The sequence below is a fragment of the Alterluteimonas muca genome, assembly GCF_021191595.1.
Classification (GTDB): Bacteria; Pseudomonadota; Gammaproteobacteria; order Xanthomonadales; family Xanthomonadaceae; genus Luteimonas; species Luteimonas muca.
Genome location: NZ_JAIWPS010000010.1, coordinates 87,533 through 108,550, shown reverse-complemented (window position 1 = coordinate 108,550; position 21,018 = coordinate 87,533). Strand labels below are relative to the sequence as shown.

Genomic DNA, 21,018 nt, shown 5'->3' with positions numbered 1-21,018 from the left:
CGGGCCTGGGCGTCAGTCGTCGGCGCGGAACGCGTCGCGGATCCACTGCAGCCGCGGCGGCTCGCCGCTGGCCTCGACGACGTCGAAACGACAGGGGGCCGCCATCCAGCGCGGGTGGCGCGACAGGAACACCTGCGCGGCGCGTACCAGTCGCAGGCGCTTGCGCGCATCGATCGATTCCGCGCCGCCGCCATAACCCGCATTGCGGCGGTAGCGCACCTCGACGAACACCAGCGTGGTGCCGTCGCGCATCACCAGGTCGAGCTCGCCGACGCGGTAACCGGCGTTGCGGGCGACATCCCGCAGGCCGTGCGCGTGCAGCAGGTCGCGGGCGAGCTGCTCGACGGCGTCGCCGCGGCGTCGTTTCGCGGTCGCCGCGCGCCTGTCGATCGGGTTGGGCATCCTGCCTCCGGTGGCGCGCATCCTGCGCGCGGTCAGTGGATCAGCGGTCGGCGACCGGCACCACGTGGCCGCCGGTAAAGGTGGCCCACGACGGCGCGCGCACGATATTGCCTTCACCGTCGATGCGCAGCAGCCCGGTCGCGCCGCGCAGCTCCGCCTCGTCGCCGGTGACCAGGCGCTCCATGAAAGCGGTCAGCAGCCAGGCGTCGTAACCGAACGCAAACAGCCGCGCGGCTGGGCCACGCGCGGTCGGCAGCGACGATGCCACCGTCGAGGCCATCGGCAGGCCGGCCACGCCGGCCGCTGCCCAGCGCTCGGTCGGGAACACGATGCCGTCGAGCACGGAGTCCTGTTCGGAGCGTCCGCTCGAATACAGCTGCGAGGTGCCGATGCGCGGGCGCGTGGCGAACCCGGCCGCCACCAGCTGCGGGGCGATCGCGCGCGCCTGCGCCACGCGCAGGGCCAGGAACACCGCCTGTGCGCCGTTGTCCTTCAGCATCGCGGTGCGCATCGCCTCGGTCATGTCGGCCGGGGTTTCGCCGGTGACCACCAGCATGTCGCTGACCGCGCCGCCACCGGCTTCCAGACGCTTGCGGAAAGCATCGACGCTGCGGCGCGCAGTGCCGTCACCGCCGTTGAGCACCAGCACCTGGCGCACGTTGCGCGCAAGCAGGTAGTCGGCGGCCGCGGTGCCGTCGTCCTCGGGTGCCAGCGCAAAGCTGAAGGAGCCGGCCGGGGCGCCTTCGCCGGCGCGGTTGAGCGCGAGCACCGGCACCTGCAGGCGATCGGGGCGGGCGAGCAGGGCGGCGACCTCGTCCTGGCCGAGCGGGCCGAGCACGTAGTCGGCACCTTCGGTTACCGCACGCTCGTAGGCCGCACCGGCACCGCCGGCGGTGTCGTAGAACACCAGTTCCGGGCGGTTGCGACGCTCGCCGTAATACCCGGCCAGCAGCCCGTCGCGCACCGGCGCGGCCGCGGTGGCGAGGTTGCCCGACAGCGGCAGCAGCACGCCCAGCCGCATCGGCGGGCGATAGCCGTCGTGGTCGGCCGGCGGCCGGTTGCCTGCGTGCACCGCCCACAGCGCGGCCAGGTCGTAGGGGCGCGGCAGCGGCAGCCCGCGCGCCTGCAGCACGCGGCCGGCGTGCGCATACATGGGATCGCCCTCCGGCAGGCCGGCGGCGAAATCCGTCAGTGCCTGGTCGGGCACCGTGGACAGCAGCTGCTCGATCGCCTGCGCGGCCTGCGCGCGTTCCGGCCCGCGTAGGGTGGGGTAGCGCTGCGCCAGTTCATTCGCGGCGACCAGGTTCGGATCGGTCGGGACTGGCGGTGGCGCCGTCGGCGCGAACGTCACCGATGCGCAGCCGGCCAGCAGCAGTGCGGCCGTCAGCAGGAGCGTGCGGGAAAGGCGACTTGCCTGGTTGCGCATGGAAACCGGTCCGGAAGGGAGAAACGGCTAGGATTCTACCGACCCCGAGTGTGGAGACACGATTGGCCGCTTCCCCCGATGCCCGCGGCGTGCTGCACGTCGTCGCCACCCCGATCGGCAACCTCGCCGATCTTTCGCCGCGCGCGCAGCAGGTGTTGCGCGACGTCGATGCGATCTGTGCCGAGGACACCCGCCACACGCGCGCGCTGCTGGCGCATTTCGGCATCGATACGCCGGCGCTGGCGTTGCACGAGCACAACGAGGATGCATTGGCCGGGCGGGTGGTCGCGAGGCTCGTCGCTGGCGAATCGCTGGCGCTGGTCAGCGATGCCGGCACGCCGCTGGTCAGCGACCCCGGCTTCCGCCTGGTGCGCGCTGCCCGCGCGGCGGGTGTGCGCGTCAGCCCGGTTCCGGGGCCGAGCGCGGTGGTCGCGGCGCTCAGCGTCGCCGGCCTGCCCAGCGACCGCTTCACTTTCGAGGGCTTCCTGCCGGCGAAGGCGGCAGCGCGACGCGAGGCGCTGGCGCGGCTGGCCGGCGAGCCGCGCACACTGGTGTTCTACGAATCCTCGCACCGTATCGCCGAGACCCTGGGCGACATGCGCGGCGCATTCGGCGACGACCGCCCCGCGGCGCTCGCCCGCGAGCTGACCAAGCTGTTCGAGACCGTGCTCGACGGCAGCCTCGCCGACCTGCAGGCGCAGGTCGACGCCGATCCGAACCAGCGGAAAGGCGAGTTCGTCGTGGTCGTGCAGGGTGCCGGCGAAGATGCCGATGCCCAGCTGGCCGAAGGCCGGCGTGTCTACATGCTGCTCTCGGCGCACCTGCCGCCTTCTTCGGCGGCGCGGCTGGCCGCGGAGATCACCGGCGCGCCGCGCAAGGCGCTGTATGGCGGCGGCAACGAAAACCCGCACCAGCACCCGTAGCACCGGTGACAGGAATGGCGATGGATCGCCCGTTGCGTCTGGCCCGGCCGCTGGTGCGGCCGACATGCGGGCGCAGTGACCGGACCGATCGACCCTCTGTTCCTGCCCCGGTGGCGGCAGACGACGCTGGCGCGTGAGACAATCCGCGCCGGCGGAGTCGGCCGGACAGTCGCGTCATCGCTTGCGATGCCGAGGAAAGTCCGGGCTCCACAGGGCACGGTGCCAGGTAACGCCTGGGCGGCGCGAGCCGACGGAAAGTGCAACAGAAAGATACCGCCGATGGCCCTGTCACCCCTTTGCCGCCACCCGATCGAACGGGTGGACATCTCCAGCGCGCTGCCGGCGAAGCCGGCCAAGTGTTTTCTGGAGACGGCAAAGGGGTGGCAGGGATCAGGCAAGGGTGAAATGGTGCGGTAAGAGCGCACCGCGAGTCTGGCAACAGACCGGCACGGCAAACCCCACCGGGAGCAAGACCAAATAGGGACCTCATGGCGCGGCCCGCGTCGGGTCCGGGTAGGTTGCTTGAGCGTATCGGTGACGATGCGCCTAGAGGAATGACTGTCCACGACAGAACCCGGCTTACAGGCCGGCTCCGCCACCTCTCAACTCGAAGTCCCCGACCACGGCACGCGTGGTCCGCAGTGTCGGCATCCCGCTCCGTGCCTGGGGAAGCGTGGTGGCGGCCAAGCCGCCCGTACCGCCTTCGCTCTGTCGTCGCGGCGTCATCCGCACTGCGCAAGATCGCCGTCCCGCAGACAGGGGGACGGGTACACGATGGCTCACCGCTACGCTTCTGGTGCCGTATTGCTGCTGGCGCTCGCCTGCCTGTCGGCAGGGTGTGGACGCGGGCCGGAGCCGGCCGCGTCCACCACGGCACCGGTCACGGACGGCGGCATCGACGCCCACGGCGATGTCCAAGGGCTGCGGCGGCGCGCGCACGCGGCCCTTGAGGCGCGGCGGCTGCATGCCCCGGCGGGAGACAACGCCGCCGAGCATTTCCTTGAGGTGCAGCGGCAGGCACCGGACGACACCGCGGCGCGCGAAGCGCTCGTCGCGCTGCAGCCGTACGTGATGATCGCCGCCGAGCAGGCGCTTGCCCGCGGCGATGCCGGTGAGGCAAAACGACTGACGGCGCTGCTGGAGCGCATCGACCCAGCGGCCCCGTCCCTGCCCAGGCTCGCCGCAGGCCTGGCGACGCTCGCGGCCGCGCCACCCCGGCCTGCCGTTCGGGCGCCTGACGATGCCGGTGCCGAAACGGCTTCCACCGCCGTGGCCGGGGCAGCGGCGGTGGGAGTCGCCGCACGCGAGGCCCCGGTCGCGACCGCGCCCGTGGAGACCGCCACCGCGGCCCCTCCCGGACGTGCTGCCGCGGTGGCATCGCCGGCTCCGGCGCCTCCGATGGCCGTCCCCGTCGCTGCGGAGGCTGGCACCGGCGTGGCGGCGCGAGGCGGTCCCTCGCCCGCGCCGCCCTCGCCGACACCGGCGCTGTTGGAAGACGCCACGCCGCGTTATCCGATGATTGCGTTGAACCGCCGCCTGGAAGGTCGGGTGCAGATCGCGTTCACGATCGACCCGGAAGGCCGGGTGCGGGACCCCCGGGTCACCGCATCGGATCCCCAGGGCGTGTTCGACCGCGCCGCGCTCACCGCTGCTGAACGCTGGCGCTTCGAAGCCACCGGTCGCGTGCATACCAGCACCCGCACCCTGCAGTTTTCCCTCGACTGAGCGCTGCCCCGGCCGCACGTCGGCCCCGCGGGCGGCGCCGAAGACCCCGGTGGCGCCCGGCGGGCGCCGATGTCGCAGCTACGCTTCGCTGATGGGCGGGGGGCCATCTCGACCCGTCCCGCGCCACTGCCGCGTGGTGCGCCGCCCGTGCCCACCAGCCCCGCCGATGCTTCGACCCGGGCTGTGCCTGCGCAAAAGCGGGAGCGCCGCGCGCCTTGCGCACCGCTGTGACGCGCGCCTTTCACGCGCCCTCGACCACCCTGAATTTGGTGATCAATCTCAAATTCTGAGACGAAACAGTCGCTTGTGGATAAAGCTTGAACAAGTATGTGAACTTCTTCGCAAGTCATTGACCGGACTAGCGAAAATTTGACAAACGCATTGTTGACAACCCCCTGACCCGACCCTAAGGTGGCGCCACGTGGGGAAGCCGGGGTTTTTGTGGTTTTCCGCGGAATCTGAAGCCCGCCGCAGACGGGCATCCGGGCCGAGACCAAGTGTTCCAGGGCGAGACCGCCATCACCATTGACGACAAGGGCCGACTGGCGATTCCCACCGCCTATCGGGACATTGTCGCGCGCGTGTGCGCCGGTCGCCTGGTCCTGACCTACAACCCGTTCGAGTCCGGCTGCCTGTTCCTGTACCCGGAAGCGGAGTGGGAGCGGGTGCGCGACGCGGTCAACCAGCTGCCCGGCTCCCTGTCGGCGCACCGGCGCATGCAGCGCTGCCTGGTCGGTTCGGCGGCGCATGTGGAACTCGACGGCAACGCCCGCATCAGCGTGCCGTCCAGCCACCGCGCCGCGGTCGGCATCGAGAAGAAGGCCGTGCTGCTGGGCATGGGCGACAAGTTCGAACTCTGGAGCGAGCAGGCGCACCACGCGCAGATCCGCCAGGTGATCACCGACGAGGATCTCAGCGGGCAACTGCTCGAGTTGAAGCTATGAACGGCGGTGGCACGGACACCCCGTCCGGCCACCTTCCAGTCATGGTCGCGCAGGTCATCGACGGCCTGCGGGTGGTGGAGGACGGCGTGTATCTGGACGGCACGTTCGGGCGTGGCGGCCATGCGCGACGCGTACTGGAACGTCTGGGCGCACAGGGCCGGCTGCTCTTGATGGACAAGGATCCCGAAGCGATCGCCGTGGCCGGACGCGAGTTCGGCGCCGACGCACGCGTGCACGTGCGCCAGGCCAGCTTCGCCTCGCTCGGCGGCTGGGACCTCGCGCGTGCCGGCGTCGACGGCATCCTGTTCGACCTCGGCGTGTCCTCGCCGCAGCTCGACGTTGCCGAGCGCGGATTCTCGTTCGGCAAGGACGGCCCGCTCGACATGCGCATGGACCCGGGCTCCGGCGAGAGCGCGGCCGAGTGGCTGGCGCACGCCGACGAGCGCGCGATCGCCGACGTGCTGTGGACCTATGGCGAGGAACGCCACAGCCGCCGCATCGCCCGCGCGATCGTCGCCCGGCGCGCGCAGGAGCCGATCGTGCGCACTGCGCAGCTGGCCGAACTGGTGGCCGCGGCGATGCCGCGCGGCAAGCCGGGCAGCGAGCGCAACCGCATCCACCCGGCCACGCGCAGCTTCCAGGCCATCCGCATCCACATCAACCGGGAACTGGCCGATCTCGAGGCCGGGCTCGATGCCGCCCTCGAGGTGCTGCGACCGGGCGGGCGGCTGGCGGTGATCAGCTTCCATTCGCTGGAAGACCGCATCGTCAAGCAGTTCATCGCACGCCACGCCAAGCCGCCGCCGAGCAACCGCCGGCTGCCGGAGATCGCGTCGTTCGTGCCGCGCCTGCGCGACCTCGGCGGTGCCATCCATGCCGATGCCGACGAAGTGGCGGCCAACCCGCGCGCGCGCAGCGCGGTGCTGCGGGTGGCCGGGAAACTTGACGGGGTGGCGCCATGATCACCCGCTTCCTGGTCGCCATCGTGCTGGTCGCCATCGTCATCACCGCGATCGGCGTGGTGCATGCGCGCCACCAGCACCGGCAGCTCTTCAGCCAGCTCACGCGGCTGGAGAACGCCCGCGACGAACTCAACATCGAATTCGGCCGGCTGCAACTCGAGCAGGCGACCTGGGCGGAGAGCACCCGCATCGACCAGGTGGCGCGCGAGCGGCTGGGGATGAAGTTCCCGGAAACCGCCGACATCGTGGTGATCCGCCCATGAGGTTCGGACGCATCCCCGGCGGCCATGCCAAGCGCCCGCGCACGCGTGCGCAGTTCGACCTGCGCGCGCGGCTTCTGCTGGTGGGCGGCGGACTCGGGGTGGTGGCGCTGGTGCTGATCGGCCGTGCCATCGACCTGCAGCTCATCGACAACGCCTTCTACCAGCAGAAGGCGGACTCGCGTTTCCTGCGCGAACTGCCGATCGCCACCTCGCGCGGCATGATCACCGACCGCAACGGCGAGCCGCTGGCGATCTCCACGCCGGTGGCGTCGCTGTGGGCGAACCCGCAGGAACTGGTGAAGCACCCCGAGCGCATCACCGAGCTGGCCGAAGCGATCGGCCAGGACCCGGACCAGCTTGCGCGCGCGGTCGCACAGCGCGCCGACAAGGAGTTCATGTACCTGCCGGGGCAGCGCCGCATCCACCCGGCCAGCGCGCAGAAGATCGTCGCGCTCAATATCCCCGGCGTGTTCAGCCAGCGCGAGTTCCGCCGCTTCTACCCGCAGGGCGAGGCGCTGGCGCATGTGCTCGGCTTCACCAATATCGACGACCGTGGCCAGGAAGGCATCGAGCTGGCGTTCGACGAATGGCTGCGCGGGCATCCGGGTGCGCAGAAGGTCATCCGCGACCGCCGCGGCCGCATCGTCGAGAACGTCGACCTGGTGCGCCCCGCGCAGCCGGGCAAGGACCTGACGCTGTCGATCGACCGGCGCATCCAGTACCTCGCCCACCGCGAACTGCGCAACGCGATCGTCAGCTCCGGCGCCAGCGCCGGTTCCTCGGTGATCCTCGACGTCGCCACCGGCGAAGTGCTGGCGATGGCCAACCTGCCGGCCTACAACCCGCATGTGCTCGGCAGCACCGACCGCGAGGCGCGCCGCAACCGCGCGGTGACCGACCTCATCGAGCCGGGCTCGACGATCAAGCCGCTGACCGTGGCCGCGGGGCTCGAGGCCGGCACCATCCGCCCCGACACCCGCATCGACACCAACCCGGGCTGGATCCCGAACGGGCGCTACCGCACCAGCGACTTCCGCAACTACGGCGTGCTCGACGTCACCGGCGTGCTGACCAAGAGTTCCAACGTCGGCGTGGCCAAGATCGTGCACACGCTGCCTGACGAGCGCTTCTACCAGTTCCTGCGCCGCTTCGGTTACGGCCGCAGCACCGGCAGCGGCTTTCCCGGCGAGGCGGCGGGCTTCCTGCGCGAGCCGGCGAGCTGGGACGGCACCATGAAGCAGACGATGTCCTACGGCTACAGCATGTCGGTGACGCCGCTGCAGCTGGCGGTCGCCTACGCGGCGCTGGGCAACGGCGGCAGGCTGATCGCGCCGACCTTCGTCAAGGGCCAGCACAACGAGCCGACCCAGGTGCTCGATCCGGGCATCGCCGCCGAAGTGATGCGGATGATGCAGACCGTGACCGAGCCGGGTGGCACCGCCACGCGCGCGGCGATCCTGGGCTACCACGTGGCCGGCAAGACCGGCACCGCGCGCAAGGCCAGCGGCGGCGGCTATGCGCGCCGCTACGTCGCGTTCTTCGCCGGCCTGGTGCCGGTCGACAACCCGCGTTTCTCGATGGTGATCGTGATCGACGACCCCGACACCTCGCGCGGGGGTTCCACCTATGGCGGCGGCTACATCTCCGCACCGGTGTTCAAGGCGACCATGGAAGGCACGTTGCGGCTGATGGACGTGCCGCCCGACGACATCGACACCTGGCTTGCGGCGCAGGCCGATGCCGAGCGCAAGCGCCGCGCCACCGCCGCGCGCCAGGCACCGGCGCGCCCGGTCGCACCGGCGGTGGCCGCCGCGGTGGCCAATGCGGGAGCCGCGCGATGAGCCGGGTCGCGCTGCGCGAACTGCTGCCCGACGTCGCCGGCGTGCCGGCCGGGCTGGTCGTCTCCGGGCTGGTGCAGGACAGCCGCGAGGTCGGCCCGGGCGATGTATTCATCGCCATCCCGGGCTTCGGCACCCACGGCCTGCGCTTCTCGTCGCGCGCGCTGGATGCCGGTGCCGCGGCGATCGTCTACGAGACCCCGGCGCCGGAAGACCTCGAGGTGCCGGCCGACGCGATCGCGGTGCCCGGGCTGCGCGGCCGCCTGGGTGCAATGGCCGACCGCTTCCATGGTTCGCCCTCGAAAGCGATGGTCACCGTCGGCGTCACCGGTACCAACGGCAAGACCTCCACGGTGCAACTGCTGGCACAGGCGTGGACGCTGCGCGGCCTGCGGGCGGGCAGCATCGGCACCCTCGGCGCCGGCCTGCATGGCGCGGTGGAACCGACCGGTTTCACCACGCCGCAGGTCTCGCAGCTGCATGTGCTGCTCGCGCGGCTGCGCGACGACGGCGCGCAGGCGGTGGCGATGGAGGTCAGTTCGCACGCGCTCGACCAGGGGCGCGTGGACGGCGTGCATTTTCGCGTCGGCGTGTTCACCAACCTCACCCGCGACCACCTCGACTACCACGGCGACATGGCCAGCTACGGTGCCGCCAAGGCGCGCCTGCTGCGCTGGCCGGGGCTGGAAGCGGCGGTGGTCAACCTCGACGATCCTTACGGCCTGCAGCTGTTCGAGTCCGGCCATGCCGGGCGCACGATCGGCATCAGCGCCCGCGGCCATCCTGCGGCGCTGCTGCGCGCGGAGTCGGTGGTGCTGGACGGTGCCGGCATCGGCTTCCGGCTGTGTACCGGTGGTGCGGAGCATCCGGTGCGTTCACCGCTGCTGGGGCGCTTCAATGTCGACAACCTGCTGGCGGTGGCCGGCGTGTTGCATGCACTCGGCGAGGACGCCGCGACCATCGCCGACACCCTGTCGCAGCTGCAGCCGGTGCCCGGGCGCATGACCCGGCTCGGCGGCGCCGGCCGACCGACCGTGGTGGTCGATTACGCGCATACCCCCGACGCACTGGAGCAGGCGCTCGCCAGCCTGCGCGACCACGTGCGCGGTCGGCTGGTCTGCGTGTTCGGCTGCGGTGGCGAGCGCGACCGTGGCAAGCGCGCGCAGATGGCGGCGATCGCCGAACGCCTGGCCGAAGCGGTGGTGGTCACCGACGACAACCCGCGCGGCGAGGACGGCGATGCCATCGTCGCGGAGATCCTCGACGGCTTTGCCGAGCGCAGCGCGGTGACCGTGCAGCGCGACCGCGCTGCCGCGATCGCGCAGGCGGTCGGCCAGTCCGGCCCGGGCGACATCGTGCTGGTCGCCGGCAAGGGGCACGAGCCCTACCAGGAGATCAGCGGCGTGCGCCATCCCTTCGACGACGCGCAGGTCGCGCGCGCTGTGCTGGAGCAGTGCGCATGAGCCTGGCGATCACCCCGATGCCGCTGTCGCAGATTGCCCGTTGGGCGCAGGGCCGGCTCGATGCCGCGCCCGACAGCGACCCGCTGATCGATGCGGTCGAAACCGATACCCGTGCGTTCGGTGCCGGCGCCAGCACCCTGTTCGTCGCCCTGCGCGGCGAACGCTTCGACGGCAACGACCATGTCGCCGCCGCTGCGGACTGTGGCGCGCGCGCCGCGCTGGTGTCGCGGCCGTCCGATGCCGGCATCGCACAGATCGTGGTCGACGACACCCAGACCGCGCTGGCAATGTGGGCGGGCGCCGTGCAGCGTGCGCGCAGCGGCGCCGTGGTCGGCATCACCGGCAGCAACGGGAAGACGGGGGTCAAGGAACTCACGCGCACGATCCTGTCGCGGCTGGGGCCGACCTACGCCAACCCCGGCAACCGCAACAACGAAATCGGGCTGCCGCTGTCGGTGCTGTCGGCGCCGGAAGACAGCCGCTACGCGATCTACGAGATGGGCGCCGGCAAGCCCGGCGACATCGCCTGGCTGACGGCGGTCGCGCGGCCGCAGGTGGCGCTGGTCAACAACGTGGCGCCGGCGCATCTCGAGCGCATGGGCAGCCTGTTCGGCATCGCCGAGACCAAGGCCGCGATCTACGAGGCGCTGCCCGCCGACGGCACCGCCATCATCAATGCCGACGATGCCTTCGCGCCGTACTTCGCCGAACGCGCGCATGGCCGCCGCCTGCTGCGCTTCGGCATCGACAACGGTGCCGACATCGCCGCCACCGCGATCCGCGCCAGCGACGCCGGCAGTAACTTCGTGCTGGTGCTGCCCGATGCCGAGGCCGCGGTGGAACTGCCGCTGGCCGGCCGTCACAGCATCCGCAATGCGCTGGCGGCGGCATCCATCGCGTGGGCGCTTGGCGCCAGCGCGGGCGTCATCGCCAACGCGCTGTCCACCGCGCAGCCGGTGGCTGGCCGCCTGGTGCGCCATCGCATGGGCGGCGGCGGCCTGCTCATCGACGACAGCTACAACGCCAACCCCGGTTCGATGGACGCCGCGATCGACACCCTGGCGGCCGCTGCGGGCCAGCGCTGGCTGGTGCTGGGCGACATGGGCGAGCTGGGCACGGATGCCGCCGCGCTGCATGCCGAGATCGGCCGCCGCGCACACCAGGCGGGCATCGAACGGCTGTACACGGTGGGCCGGCTGAGCGCCGCCGCGGCGCAGGCATTCGGCGCCGACGCCCACCACCACGACGACCAGCCCGCACTGATCAACGCGTTGCGACGCGAGGTGCAGGCGCGGGCTGCGGCAGGCGAGGGCGCGTCGCTGCGCGTGCTGGTCAAGGGATCGCGCTCGAGCGCGATGGAGCGGGTCGTGTCCGCATTGCTGGACCTGACGGAGGACACCACCGATGCTGCTTGAGCTGGCGCGCTGGCTGCAGGGGCTCGAGGATTTCTTCGGCCTGTTCGCGTACCTGACCTTCCGCGGCATCCTCGCCGCGCTGACCGCGCTGCTGCTGTCGCTGTGGTGGGGCCCGGCGGTGATCCGCAGGCTGGCCCAGTACAAGGGTGGCCAGCCGATCCGCAGTGACGGCCCGCAGACCCACTTCTCCAAGGCCGGCACCCCGACCATGGGCGGTGCGCTGATCCTGTTGACCGTGCTCGCCTCGGTGCTGCTGTGGGGCGACCTGCGCAACAAGTACGTGTGGGTGGTGCTGCTGGTGATGCTCGCCTTCGGTGCCATCGGCTGGTACGACGACTGGATCAAGATCGTCAAACGCGACCCGAACGGGCTGAAGTCGCGCTGGAAGTACCTGCTGCAGTCGGTGTTTGGCCTGGCGGCCGGCATCTACCTGTACCAGACCGCGGACGTACCGGCGGCCACCACGTTCTATATCCCGCTGTTCAAGGCGGTGGCGTTGCCGCTGGTGTCGATCACCTTCGTCGCCATCGCCTATTTCTGGATCGTCGGCTTCTCCAACGCGGTCAACCTCACCGACGGCCTCGATGGCCTGGCGATCATGCCGACGGTGCTGGTGGCCTGCGCGCTGGGCGTGTTCGCCTATGCCTCGGGCAACGCGGTGTTCTCCAACTACCTGCAGATCCCGCAGATTCCGGGTGCCGGCGAACTGGTGATCATCTGCGCGGCGATCGCCGGCGCAGGGCTCGGCTTCCTGTGGTTCAACACCTATCCGGCGATGGTGTTCATGGGTGATATCGGCGCGCTGGCGCTCGGTGCGGTGCTGGGCACCATCGCGGTGATCGTTCGCCAGGAACTGGTGCTGGTGATCATGGGCGGCATCTTCGTCATCGAGACGCTCTCGGTGATGATCCAGGTGGCGTCGTTCAAGCTCACCGGCAAGCGCGTGTTCCGGATGGCGCCCATCCACCACCACTTCGAGCTCAAGGGCTGGCCGGAGCCGCGCGTCATCGTGCGCTTCTGGATCATCTCGGTGATCCTGGTGCTGGTCGGCCTCGCGACGTTGAAGGTGCGCTGATGGCCGTTGCCGACACCACCGCCAGCCGCCAGGCCACCCGCCTGGATGCCATCCAGGGGCGCTTCGACCCGTGGCTGTGTGGCGCCGCCATCGCGCTCGCGGTGCTGGGCGTGGTGATGGTCGGTTCCAGCTCGATCGCGGTGGCCGAGGAGCTGGAGGTCGGCCCGTTCTACTTCCTGGTGCGCCACCTGATGTTCCTGGGCATGGGCGCGGTGCTGTGCGCGCTGGTGATGCGCACCGAGCTCAAGAGCATCGAGAAGTACGACCGCCTGCTGCTGCTGGGCTGCTTCGGCCTGCTGCTGCTGGTGTTCATCCCGGGCCTTGGCCACAGCGTCAATGGTGCGCAGCGCTGGATCAACCTGGGCGTCTCCAACTTCCAGGTCGTGGAAGCGGTGAAGCTGATGTACATCGTGTGGCTGGCCAGCTACCTGGTGCGCTTCCGCGACGAGGTCAACGCGACCTGGGGCGCGATGCTCAAGCCGATCTTCGTGGCCTGCGGGCTCATGGTGCTGCTGGTGTTCCAGCCCGACTTCGGCTCGCTGGCGCTGATGCTGGCGATCACCGCCGGGATGCTGGTGCTGGGCGGCGTGCACCTGCCGCGGATGGCGGCGCCGGTGGTCATCGGCCTGCCACTGCTGGCGATCGTGGCGATCGCCGAGCCGTACCGCATGCGCCGCCTCACCTCGTTCATGGACCCGTTCGCGGATCCGTTCAATTCCGGCTACCAGCTCGCCAACGCGCTGATGGCGGTGGGCCGCGGCGAACTCACCGGCGTCGGCCTGGGCGCGTCGATCCAGAAGCTCAACTACCTGCCCGAGGCGCATACCGACTTCATCCTGGCGGTGATCGCGGAGGAACTCGGCTTCCTCGGCGTGTGCCTGGTGATCGGCCTGTACGCGCTGCTGGTCGGGCGCGCGCTGTGGATCGGCCTGAAGTGCGTGGAGATGCGCCGCCACTTCGCCGGCTACTGCGCCTTCGGCGTGGCACTGGCGATCGCGCTGCAGAGCCTGGTGTCGATCGGCGTCAACCTCGGCCTGCTGCCAACCAAGGGCCTGACGCTGCCGCTGATCTCGTCGGGCGGCTCCAGCGTGATGATGACCTGCGTCGCGGTCGGCCTGCTGCTGCGGGTGTCGTTCGAACTCGACCGCGCGCAGCGCCAGGTCGCGCGCCTGCGGGGCGATGCACCTGCTCCGGCACCGACCGCGCACGACCCTGCGCCCGCACGCGCCACGCCTGCCACGCACGCGCCGGCCGCCGAGGCCGCGCCGCTGCCCACCTACGGCACCAGCCGCCTGCGCCAGCGCGTTGAACCCACCTTCGGGAGAACCTCTGCATGATCCGTCGCCTGCTCGACGCCCGCCTGCTGTCCGGCGCCGAACTCGCGCGTGCCTACGGGCGGGTGCATTTCGTCGGCATCGGCGGCGCCGGCATGAGCGGCATCGCCGAGGTGCTCGACACGCTGGGCTACAACGTGTCGGGTTCCGACCTCGCCGACAACGCGGTGACGCGTCGCCTGCAGGCGCTCGGCATCCGCGTGCATCGCGGGCATGCCGCCAACAACGTGCAGGGCACCGACTGCGTGGTGATCTCCAGCGCGATCCGGGCCGACAACCCGGAACTGGTGGAAGCGCGTGCGCGCCGCATCCCGGTGGTGCCGCGTGCGGAGATGCTGGCCGAACTGATGCGCCTCAAGCGCGGCATCGCGGTCGCCGGCACCCACGGCAAGACCACCACCACCTCGTTGACGGCCAGCGTGCTGGCCGAGGGCGGCATGGACCCGACCTTCGTCATCGGCGGGCAGCTGCTGGCCGCCGGCGCCAATGCGCGTCTGGGCGGCGGTGACTGGCTGGTGGCCGAGGCCGACGAGAGCGACGGCAGCTTCCTGCGGCTGAACCCGCTGGTGGCGGTGGTCACCAATATCGATGCCGACCACCTCGAGAACTACGGTGGCGATTTCGCGCGCGTGCAGGCGGCGTTCTCCGAATTCCTGCACCGGCTGCCGTTCTACGGGCTGGCGGTGCTGTGCATCGACGATCCCGAAGTCGCGCGGCTGGCCGAGGAGACTCCGCGCCACGTGACCACCTACGGCTTCAGCGTGGATGCCGACGTGCGCGCCGAGGACGTGGTGCAGCATGGTGCGCGCATGTGCTTCACGCTGTGCCTGCCCGATGGCAGCCGCATGCCGGCGACGCTGGCACTGCCCGGCCGCCACAACGTGCAGAACGCGCTGGCGGCGGCGTCGGTGGGCTGGCAGGTCGGTGTGGACCCGGCGCGCATCGTGCAGGCGCTGGAGAAGTTCCAGGGCATCGGCCGCCGCTTCAACCTGCTGGCCGAACTGACCACCGCGCAGGGCGCGACGGTGCAGCTGGTCGACGACTACGGCCACCACCCGAAGGAACTCAAGGCGGTGTTCGAGGCCGCGCGCGGCGGCTGGCCGGACAAGCGGCTGGTCGTTGCCTTCCAGCCGCATCGCTACAGCCGCACCCGCGACCTCCTCGACGATTTCGCCGCGGTGCTGTCGGATGTCGACGTGCTGGTGCTGACCGAGGTCTATGCCGCCGGCGAGGCGCCGCTGGCGAATGCCGATTCGCGGGCGCTGGCACGTGCAATCCGTGCGCGCGGGCGTCTCGATCCGGTGGTCGTCGACGGCACCGATGAACTGCGTGCGGTGCTGCCCGACGTGCTTGCCGATGGCGACCTGCTGCTGGTGATGGGCGCGGGCGACATCGGCCATGCCGCACAGCAGCTGGCACTGGAAGGTTTCCCGGAGGCGGCGCGATGAGTGCACGTCCGCTGCCCGCCCCGCGCCTCGTCGATCCCGCCGGCTTCGGCCGCGTCGCCGTGCTGCTCGGCGGCACCGGGTCCGAGCGCGAGGTGTCGCTGGAATCCGGTCGCAACGTGCTCGAAGCACTGCGCGCGCGTGGCGTCGATGCACAGCCGGTCGACGGCATCGCCGCGCTGGCGCAGGCACTGGTGGCACGCCGCTACGACCGCGTGTTCAACGTGCTGCACGGCCAGCACGGCGGTGGCGAGGACGGCGTGGTGCAGGGGCTGATGGATGCGCTCGGGGTGCCGTACACCGGCTCCGGCGTGCTCGGCTCGGCGCTGAGCATGGACAAGATCCGCACCAAGCAGGTGTGGTTGAGCCTCGGTCTGCCGACCCCGGCCTATGCGCGCCTGGCGCGTGGCGACGACGTGCATGCCGCCGCGCGCACGCTGGGCCTGCCGGTGATCGTCAAACCGTCGCAGGAAGGCTCCAGCGTCGGCGTCAGCCGCGTGTTCGACGATGCCGGCCTCGAGGAGGCGGTGCAGCTGGCCGCGCGCTACTCGGGCGAGCTGCTGGTGGAGCGCATGGTGGTCGGCGACGAGCTCACCGTCGGCATCCTCGACACCGGCGACGGCCTGCGCGCGTTGCCGTCGATCCGCATCGTGCCAAAGGGGGCGTGGTACGACTACGAAGCCAAGTACGTGTCCGACGCCACGCAGTACCTGTGCCCGGGCCTCGAGGGCGACGACGAGCGTCGCATCGGCGAACTCGCGCTGGCGGCCTTCGTCGCCGCCGGCTGCGGTGGCTGGGGCCGCGTCGACATCATGCGCGACCGCGACAGCGGCAACTTCCAGCTGCTCGAGGTCAACACCGCGCCGGGGATGACCAGCCACTCGCTGGTGCCCAAGGCCGCCGGCCGGATCGGCATCGGGTTCGAGGAACTGTGCTGGCGCGTGCTGGAGCAGACCCTGTGAACGCGATGCTGCGCATCCTCGCCTGGGCACTGGCGCTGGCACTGGTGGCACTGCCGGTGGTGGCGGTGGTGCAGGGCTGGATCGGCGCCGAGCGCTGGCCGCTGCGCACGCTGCGGGTGATCGGCGACCTCGCCTGGGTCGAGGACGCGGCGCTGCGCGAGGCGGTGTTGCCGCATGCACAGCGCGGGTTCTTCGCCGTCGACCTCGCTGCCGCCCAGGCCGCCGTATCGACGCTGCCGTGGGTGGAACAGGCGGAAGTGCGCAAGCGCTGGCCGGACGTGCTGGAAGTGCGCGTCAGCGAACACCGTCCGTTCGCGCGCTGGGGCGACGACCGCCTGCTGTCCGAGCAGGGTCGGCTGTTCCCGGCCGCGGGCACCACGCCGCCAGATGGCCTGCCGTGGTTCGACGGCCCGGAGGCACGCGTGCCGGACGTGGTCGCGCTCTACAACGAGTCGCGCGCGCTGTTCACCGCGGTCGGCGACGACGTCGAGCGCGTGGCGGTGGATTCGCGTGGCAGCTGGTCGATGCGCCTGGCCAGCGGCACCGACGTGGTCATCGGTGGGCAGCAGGCGCGCCCGCGCATCGAACGCTTCGCCCGCCTGTTGCCGCGGCTGCTGCACGAGCGCGCCGAGCGCCTGCAGCGGGCGGACCTGCGCTACACGAATGGCTTTGCACTGACCTGGGGCGAAGCCGCCCCGGCCGATGGCACGGACACCGCCACCGTGGCGGTGGATGGCCGTCCGCTCGCAGCCGCGCGAATGCGTGCAGCGCAGCCGCTCGACGCGATCGTCCGTGCCCTGACCTCCGGCGCCCCGCGCGCACTGTTTCCCCCCTTCATTTCCGGCAGCACCGCATGAACCGCAAAGGCGACAAGGCCCTGATCGTCGGCCTCGACATCGGCACCTCCAAGGTGGTGGCGCTGGTGGGCGAGTACTCCCCCGGCAACCCGATCGAGGTGATCGGCATCGGCAGCCATGAATCGCGCGGGCTCAAGCGCGGCGTGGTGGTCGACATCGAATCCACCGTGCAGTCGATCCAGCGCGCGATCGAGGAAGCCGAGCTGATGGCCGGCTGCGAGATCCGCTCGGTGTATGCCTCGATCTCCGGTAACCACGTGCAGTGCAAGAACTCGCCGGGCATCGTGCCGATCCGCGACGGCGAGGTGACCTGGGCCGATCTCGACCGCGTGCTCGACGCCGCCAAGGCGGTGGCGATCCCGGCCGACCAGAAGATCCTGCACGCGATTCCCCGCGAGTACGTGCTCGACGACTCGCAGGAAGGCATCCGCAATCCCGTCGGCATGACCGGCGTGCGCCTGGAGGTGCACGCGCACCTGGTGGTGTGCGCGCAGTCGGCCGCCGCCAACATCTCCAAGTGCGTGCAGCGCTGCGGCCTGCAGATCGACGACCTGGTGCTGTCGTCGCTGGCATCCAGCACCGCCGTGCTCACCGCCGACGAGCGCGAGCTGGGCGTGGTGCTGGTCGACATCGGCGCCGGCACCACCGATCTGGCGGTGTTCGTGCAGGGCGCGATCTCGCACACCTCGTCGCTGCCGATCGCCGGCGACAAGGTCACCGAGGACATCGCGCACATGCTGCGCACGCCCACGCCGGAAGCCGAGCAGATCAAGGTGCGCTACGCCTGCGCGCTGGCGCAGCTGGCCACCAGCGAGGAATCGATCCAGGTGCCGAGCGTGGGCGACCGCCCGCCGCGGCGTCTGCCGCGGCAGTCGCTGGCGCAGGCGGTGCAGGCACGCTACGAGGAGATCTTCGAGATGGTGCAGGCCGAACTGCGCCGCTCGGGCTTCGAGCAGCACGTGCGCGCCGGCATGGTGCTGACCGGCGGCGCCGCGAAGATGGAAGGCGTGGTCGAACTCGCCGAGGAAATGCTGCAGATGCCGGTGCGCGTGGGCATTCCGCAGCACGTGACCGGGCTGGGCGAAGTGGTCGGCAACCCGGTGCACGCCACCGGCGTGGGCCTGCTGCTGATGGGCAGCCAGATCGAACATCCCCGCCGCCCGGTGATCCCGACCGGGCGCGCAGGCAGCTTCTTCAAGAAATTGAAGGAGTGGTACCGGGGCGAATTCTGAGCCGGCCCGCCACGCGCGGGACGGACGGAGGGAAGCAGGGCGGAGCAGGGCGTTTCAACAACATATCGATAAGCAACACACACACTTGCGAGGACAACGGACATGGCGCATTTCGAACTGGTAGAGAAGATGGCACCCAATGCCGTCATCAAGGTCATTGGCGTGGGCGGTGGCGGTGGCAACGCCGTGGCCCACATGGTCAGCAGCAGCGTGGACGGGGTGGAGTTCATCACCGCCAACACCGACTCGCAGGCGATCAAGAACTGCGGCGCGAAGCTGCAGCTGCAGCTCGGTGGCAATGTCACCAAGGGCCTCGGTGCGGGCGCGAACCCGGAGGTCGGCCGCCAGGCCGCGCTGGAAGACCGCGAGATCATCATGGACGCGCTGCAGGGCGCGGACATGGTGTTCATCACCGCCGGCATGGGCGGTGGCACCGGCACCGGTGCGGCGCCCGTGGTTGCGCAGCTGGCGAAGGAGATGGGCATCCTCACCGTCGCCGTGGTCACCAAGCCGTTCCCGTTCGAGGGCCGCCGCCGCATGCAGGTGGCGCTCAAGGGCATCGAGGACCTGTCGCAGCACGTCGATTCGCTGATCACCATTCCCAACGAGAAGCTGATCACCGTGCTCGGCCGCAACGCCACCATGATCCAGGCCTTCCGTGCCGCCAACGACGTGCTGCTGGGCGCGGTGCAGGGCATCGCCGACCTGATCGTGCGCCCGGGCCTGATCAACGTCGACTTCGCCGACGTGCGCACCGTCATGTCCGAGATGGGCCTGGCGATGATGGGCACCGGCCACGCCCGCGGCGACGACCGTGCGCAGGCCGCGGCCGAGGCGGCGATCCAGAACCCGCTGCTCGACGACGTCAACCTCGCCGGTGCCAACGGCATCCTGGTCAACATCACCGCCGGCCCGGACTTCACCATGTCGGAGTTCGACGAGGTCGGCCGCACGGTGGAGAACTTCGCCTCCGAGGACGCCACCGTGGTCATCGGCACCGTGCTCGACCCGGACATGCAGGACGAAGTGCGCGTGACCGTGGTCGCCACCGGCCTCAACCGCGCGGCCACCCGCAGCAGCGTGCGCGGCAGCGACTACAACGCCGAGCCGGCGCGTCGCCCGCAGGTGCAGCTGATCCACACCCAGGCCAAGCGCGACGGCACCACCGGCATGGTCATCGAGGACGCCGTTGCCGGCCAGGCGCCGAGCATCGCCTCGGCCCTGCGTGGCCGCAGCGTGGCCACCGAGGACACCGCGAAGCCCGCCGTCGCCGATTTCGGCAACGACAGCAGCTACCTGGATATTCCTGCGTTCCTGCGTCGTCAGGCCGACTGATGCCATCCATGGCGAGGCGGCCCGGGATCAGAGCCCCCGGCCCGGCCGTCCATGGCCGGGCGTTCGCCCACCCGCGAGGCAATGCCTCGCAGGCGGGTGGGCTCACCCTGCGCCGCCAGGCTGACTGACGGTCGTCTCCGTTGCAGCGGTCCGGGCCGTCCGTCCCGGGCCGCAGTGGTACTGACGTGTCCTTTGTCACCGGGCCTGCGCCGGCCCGGTGGCGTTTTACGCGAGGCCTCCCGGGCCCCGTCGCTTCCGTTCAGGTTAAGCGGGGCGCGTGCTAACCTTCGCGCGTTCCGCGTTGGCCCACCGGGTTCCCGCGCTCCTGGCAGACCCCTGATGCCCAAGCAACGCACCCTCAAGAACACCATCCGCGCCACCGGCGTAGGCCTGCACAGTGGCGAGAAGGTCTTCCTGACGCTGCGTCCGGCGCCTGTCGATACCGGCATCGTGTTCCGCCGCGTCGACCTCGATCCGGTGGTGGAAATTCCCGCCAACGGCGAACTCGTCACCGAGACCATGCTCTGCACCGGGCTGACCCGTGGTGCGGGCAAGGTGATGACGGTCGAGCACCTGATGTCGGCGCTGGCCGGGCTGGGCGTGGACAACATCTTCGTCGAGCTGTCGGCGGCGGAAGTGCCGATCATGGACGGCTCGTCCGGTCCGTTCGTGTTCCTGCTGCAGTCGGCCGGGATCGTGCTGCAGGATGCCCCCAAGCGCTTCATCCGCATCAAGCGCGACATCGAGGTGCGCGACGGCGACAAGATCGCGCGCTTCAAGCCGTATGACGGCTTCCGGCTCGACTTCACCATCGAGTTCGACCATCCGGCGATCCCCGCCACCCAGTCACGCGCCGTGGTGGAGTTCTCGACCGGGAACTACATCCGCGAAGTGAGCCGCGCGCGCACCTTCGGCTTCATGCGCGACCTCGAGTTCATGCGCGAGCGAAACCTCGGCCTGGGCGGCTCGATGGACAACGCCATCGTCCTCGACGAGTTCCGCGTGCTCAACGACGACGGCCTGCGTTACGCCAACGAGTTCGTGCGCCACAAGATCCTCGACGCCGTCGGCGATCTCTATCTCGCCGGCCACCCGATCCTCGGTGCCTTCGAGGGCTTCAAGTCCGGCCATGCGCTCAACAACAAGCTGGTGCGTGCGCTGCTGGCCGAGCCATCGGCCTGGGAAGAGGTGAGCTTCGACGCGCAGGCCGAGGCCCCGGTGTCCTACGGCGTTCCCGTCGCCGCCTGAGCACGTGCCCGCGCGGCGTCGCATCGACCCTACGCGGCAAACCCACGAACCGGTCCGGACGCGACGCCCCGACGCGAGGACGCGCGTCGGGCGCCGATCGCACGCGCTGGACGCCCTGCATCCGGGCGGATGCCGGGACGCCCTGCATGTACCGATGTCGGGTTGCGCA

The 21,018-nt window shown here is 70.6% G+C and carries 18 protein-coding genes and 1 other RNA gene; 17 read left to right on the top strand and 2 right to left on the bottom strand.

From position 1 onward, the window contains the following. Positions 1-12: 12 nt before the first annotated feature. Together LDO11_RS12215 and LDO11_RS12210 are read right to left on the bottom strand one after the other, a co-directional pair. Positions 13-402, bottom strand: coding sequence for a YraN family protein (locus LDO11_RS12215; protein ID WP_232141788.1), 390 nt, complete (start codon positions 400-402; stop codon positions 13-15). Positions 403-442: 40 nt separating this feature from the next. Then, on the bottom strand, positions 443-1,828 hold the full coding sequence (locus LDO11_RS12210) for a penicillin-binding protein activator (RefSeq protein ID WP_232141787.1): 1,386 nt from the start codon (positions 1,826-1,828) through the stop codon (positions 443-445). A 62-nt stretch (positions 1,829-1,890) separates the two neighbouring features. Here LDO11_RS12210 and rsmI point away from each other — a divergent pair, with 62 nt between their 5' ends. The 17 genes from rsmI (at position 1,891) to lpxC (ending at position 20,849) form a co-directional block, all read left to right on the top strand. Further along, the gene (gene rsmI, locus LDO11_RS12205; RefSeq protein WP_232141786.1) at positions 1,891-2,751 is read left to right on the top strand and encodes a 16S rRNA (cytidine(1402)-2'-O)-methyltransferase; all 861 of its coding nucleotides are present in this window, start codon (positions 1,891-1,893) and stop codon (positions 2,749-2,751) included. A gap of 153 nt (positions 2,752-2,904) precedes the next feature. After that, an RNA gene (gene rnpB, locus LDO11_RS12200) (RNase P RNA component class A) lies at positions 2,905-3,349 on the top strand. 176 nt (positions 3,350-3,525) lie between these two features. Then, the gene (locus tag LDO11_RS12195; RefSeq protein ID WP_232141785.1) at positions 3,526-4,476 is read left to right on the top strand and encodes an energy transducer TonB; all 951 of its coding nucleotides are present in this window, start codon (positions 3,526-3,528) and stop codon (positions 4,474-4,476) included. A 497-nt stretch (positions 4,477-4,973) separates the two neighbouring features. Further along, positions 4,974-5,420 (top strand): division/cell wall cluster transcriptional repressor MraZ, encoded by a 447-nt coding sequence (gene mraZ / locus LDO11_RS12190; RefSeq protein WP_129136721.1) that lies wholly within the window; start codon positions 4,974-4,976, stop codon positions 5,418-5,420. Continuing rightward, positions 5,417-6,382 (top strand): 16S rRNA (cytosine(1402)-N(4))-methyltransferase RsmH, encoded by a 966-nt coding sequence (gene rsmH / locus LDO11_RS12185; protein ID WP_255683452.1) that lies wholly within the window; start codon positions 5,417-5,419, stop codon positions 6,380-6,382. Before mraZ ends, rsmH begins: the two co-directional genes overlap by 4 nt. Then, positions 6,379-6,645 carry a cell division protein FtsL gene (ftsL, locus tag LDO11_RS12180; protein WP_255683450.1) on the top strand — a complete coding sequence of 89 codons (267 nt, stop codon included), beginning with the start codon at positions 6,379-6,381 and terminating at the stop codon, positions 6,643-6,645. Before rsmH ends, ftsL begins: the two co-directional genes overlap by 4 nt. Then, positions 6,642-8,486: a peptidoglycan D,D-transpeptidase FtsI family protein gene (locus LDO11_RS12175; RefSeq protein ID WP_435574639.1), complete on the top strand. Its 1,845-nt coding sequence runs from the start codon at positions 6,642-6,644 to the stop codon at positions 8,484-8,486. The genes ftsL and LDO11_RS12175 overlap by 4 nt, the downstream gene beginning before the upstream one ends. Next, on the top strand, positions 8,483-9,946 hold the full coding sequence (locus LDO11_RS12170; protein ID WP_232141783.1) for a UDP-N-acetylmuramoyl-L-alanyl-D-glutamate--2,6-diaminopimelate ligase: 1,464 nt from the start codon (positions 8,483-8,485) through the stop codon (positions 9,944-9,946). Before LDO11_RS12175 ends, LDO11_RS12170 begins: the two co-directional genes overlap by 4 nt. Beyond that, a complete protein-coding gene (locus LDO11_RS12165; protein ID WP_232141782.1) occupies positions 9,943-11,361 on the top strand; it encodes a UDP-N-acetylmuramoyl-tripeptide--D-alanyl-D-alanine ligase in 1,419 nt (472 codons plus the stop codon). Before LDO11_RS12170 ends, LDO11_RS12165 begins: the two co-directional genes overlap by 4 nt. After that, a complete protein-coding gene (gene mraY / locus LDO11_RS12160; protein WP_136412764.1) occupies positions 11,351-12,436 on the top strand; it encodes a phospho-N-acetylmuramoyl-pentapeptide-transferase in 1,086 nt (361 codons plus the stop codon). Before LDO11_RS12165 ends, mraY begins: the two co-directional genes overlap by 11 nt. After that, complete coding sequence (ftsW, locus tag LDO11_RS12155; protein ID WP_232141781.1) at positions 12,436-13,773, top strand: putative lipid II flippase FtsW; 1,338 nt, start codon at positions 12,436-12,438, stop codon at positions 13,771-13,773. Before mraY ends, ftsW begins: the two co-directional genes overlap by 1 nt. Next, positions 13,770-15,218, top strand: coding sequence for a UDP-N-acetylmuramate--L-alanine ligase (gene murC / locus LDO11_RS12150; RefSeq protein WP_232141780.1), 1,449 nt, complete (start codon positions 13,770-13,772; stop codon positions 15,216-15,218). Before ftsW ends, murC begins: the two co-directional genes overlap by 4 nt. Continuing rightward, on the top strand, positions 15,215-16,177 hold the full coding sequence (locus LDO11_RS12145; protein WP_232141779.1) for a D-alanine--D-alanine ligase: 963 nt from the start codon (positions 15,215-15,217) through the stop codon (positions 16,175-16,177). Before murC ends, LDO11_RS12145 begins: the two co-directional genes overlap by 4 nt. Further along, entirely contained in the window at positions 16,174-17,034 is an 861-nt protein-coding gene (locus LDO11_RS12140) for a cell division protein FtsQ/DivIB (RefSeq protein ID WP_232141778.1), read from the top strand. Before LDO11_RS12145 ends, LDO11_RS12140 begins: the two co-directional genes overlap by 4 nt. After that, positions 17,031-18,266 carry a cell division protein FtsA gene (gene ftsA / locus LDO11_RS12135; RefSeq protein ID WP_100321820.1) on the top strand — a complete coding sequence of 412 codons (1,236 nt, stop codon included), beginning with the start codon at positions 17,031-17,033 and terminating at the stop codon, positions 18,264-18,266. The genes LDO11_RS12140 and ftsA overlap by 4 nt, the downstream gene beginning before the upstream one ends. 102 nt (positions 18,267-18,368) lie before the next feature. Beyond that, complete coding sequence (gene ftsZ, locus LDO11_RS12130) at positions 18,369-19,601, top strand: cell division protein FtsZ (RefSeq protein ID WP_232141777.1); 1,233 nt, start codon at positions 18,369-18,371, stop codon at positions 19,599-19,601. Between the two features lie 339 nt (positions 19,602-19,940). Continuing rightward, complete coding sequence (lpxC, locus tag LDO11_RS12125) at positions 19,941-20,849, top strand: UDP-3-O-acyl-N-acetylglucosamine deacetylase (protein ID WP_232141776.1); 909 nt, start codon at positions 19,941-19,943, stop codon at positions 20,847-20,849. Positions 20,850-21,018 lie beyond the last annotated feature (169 nt).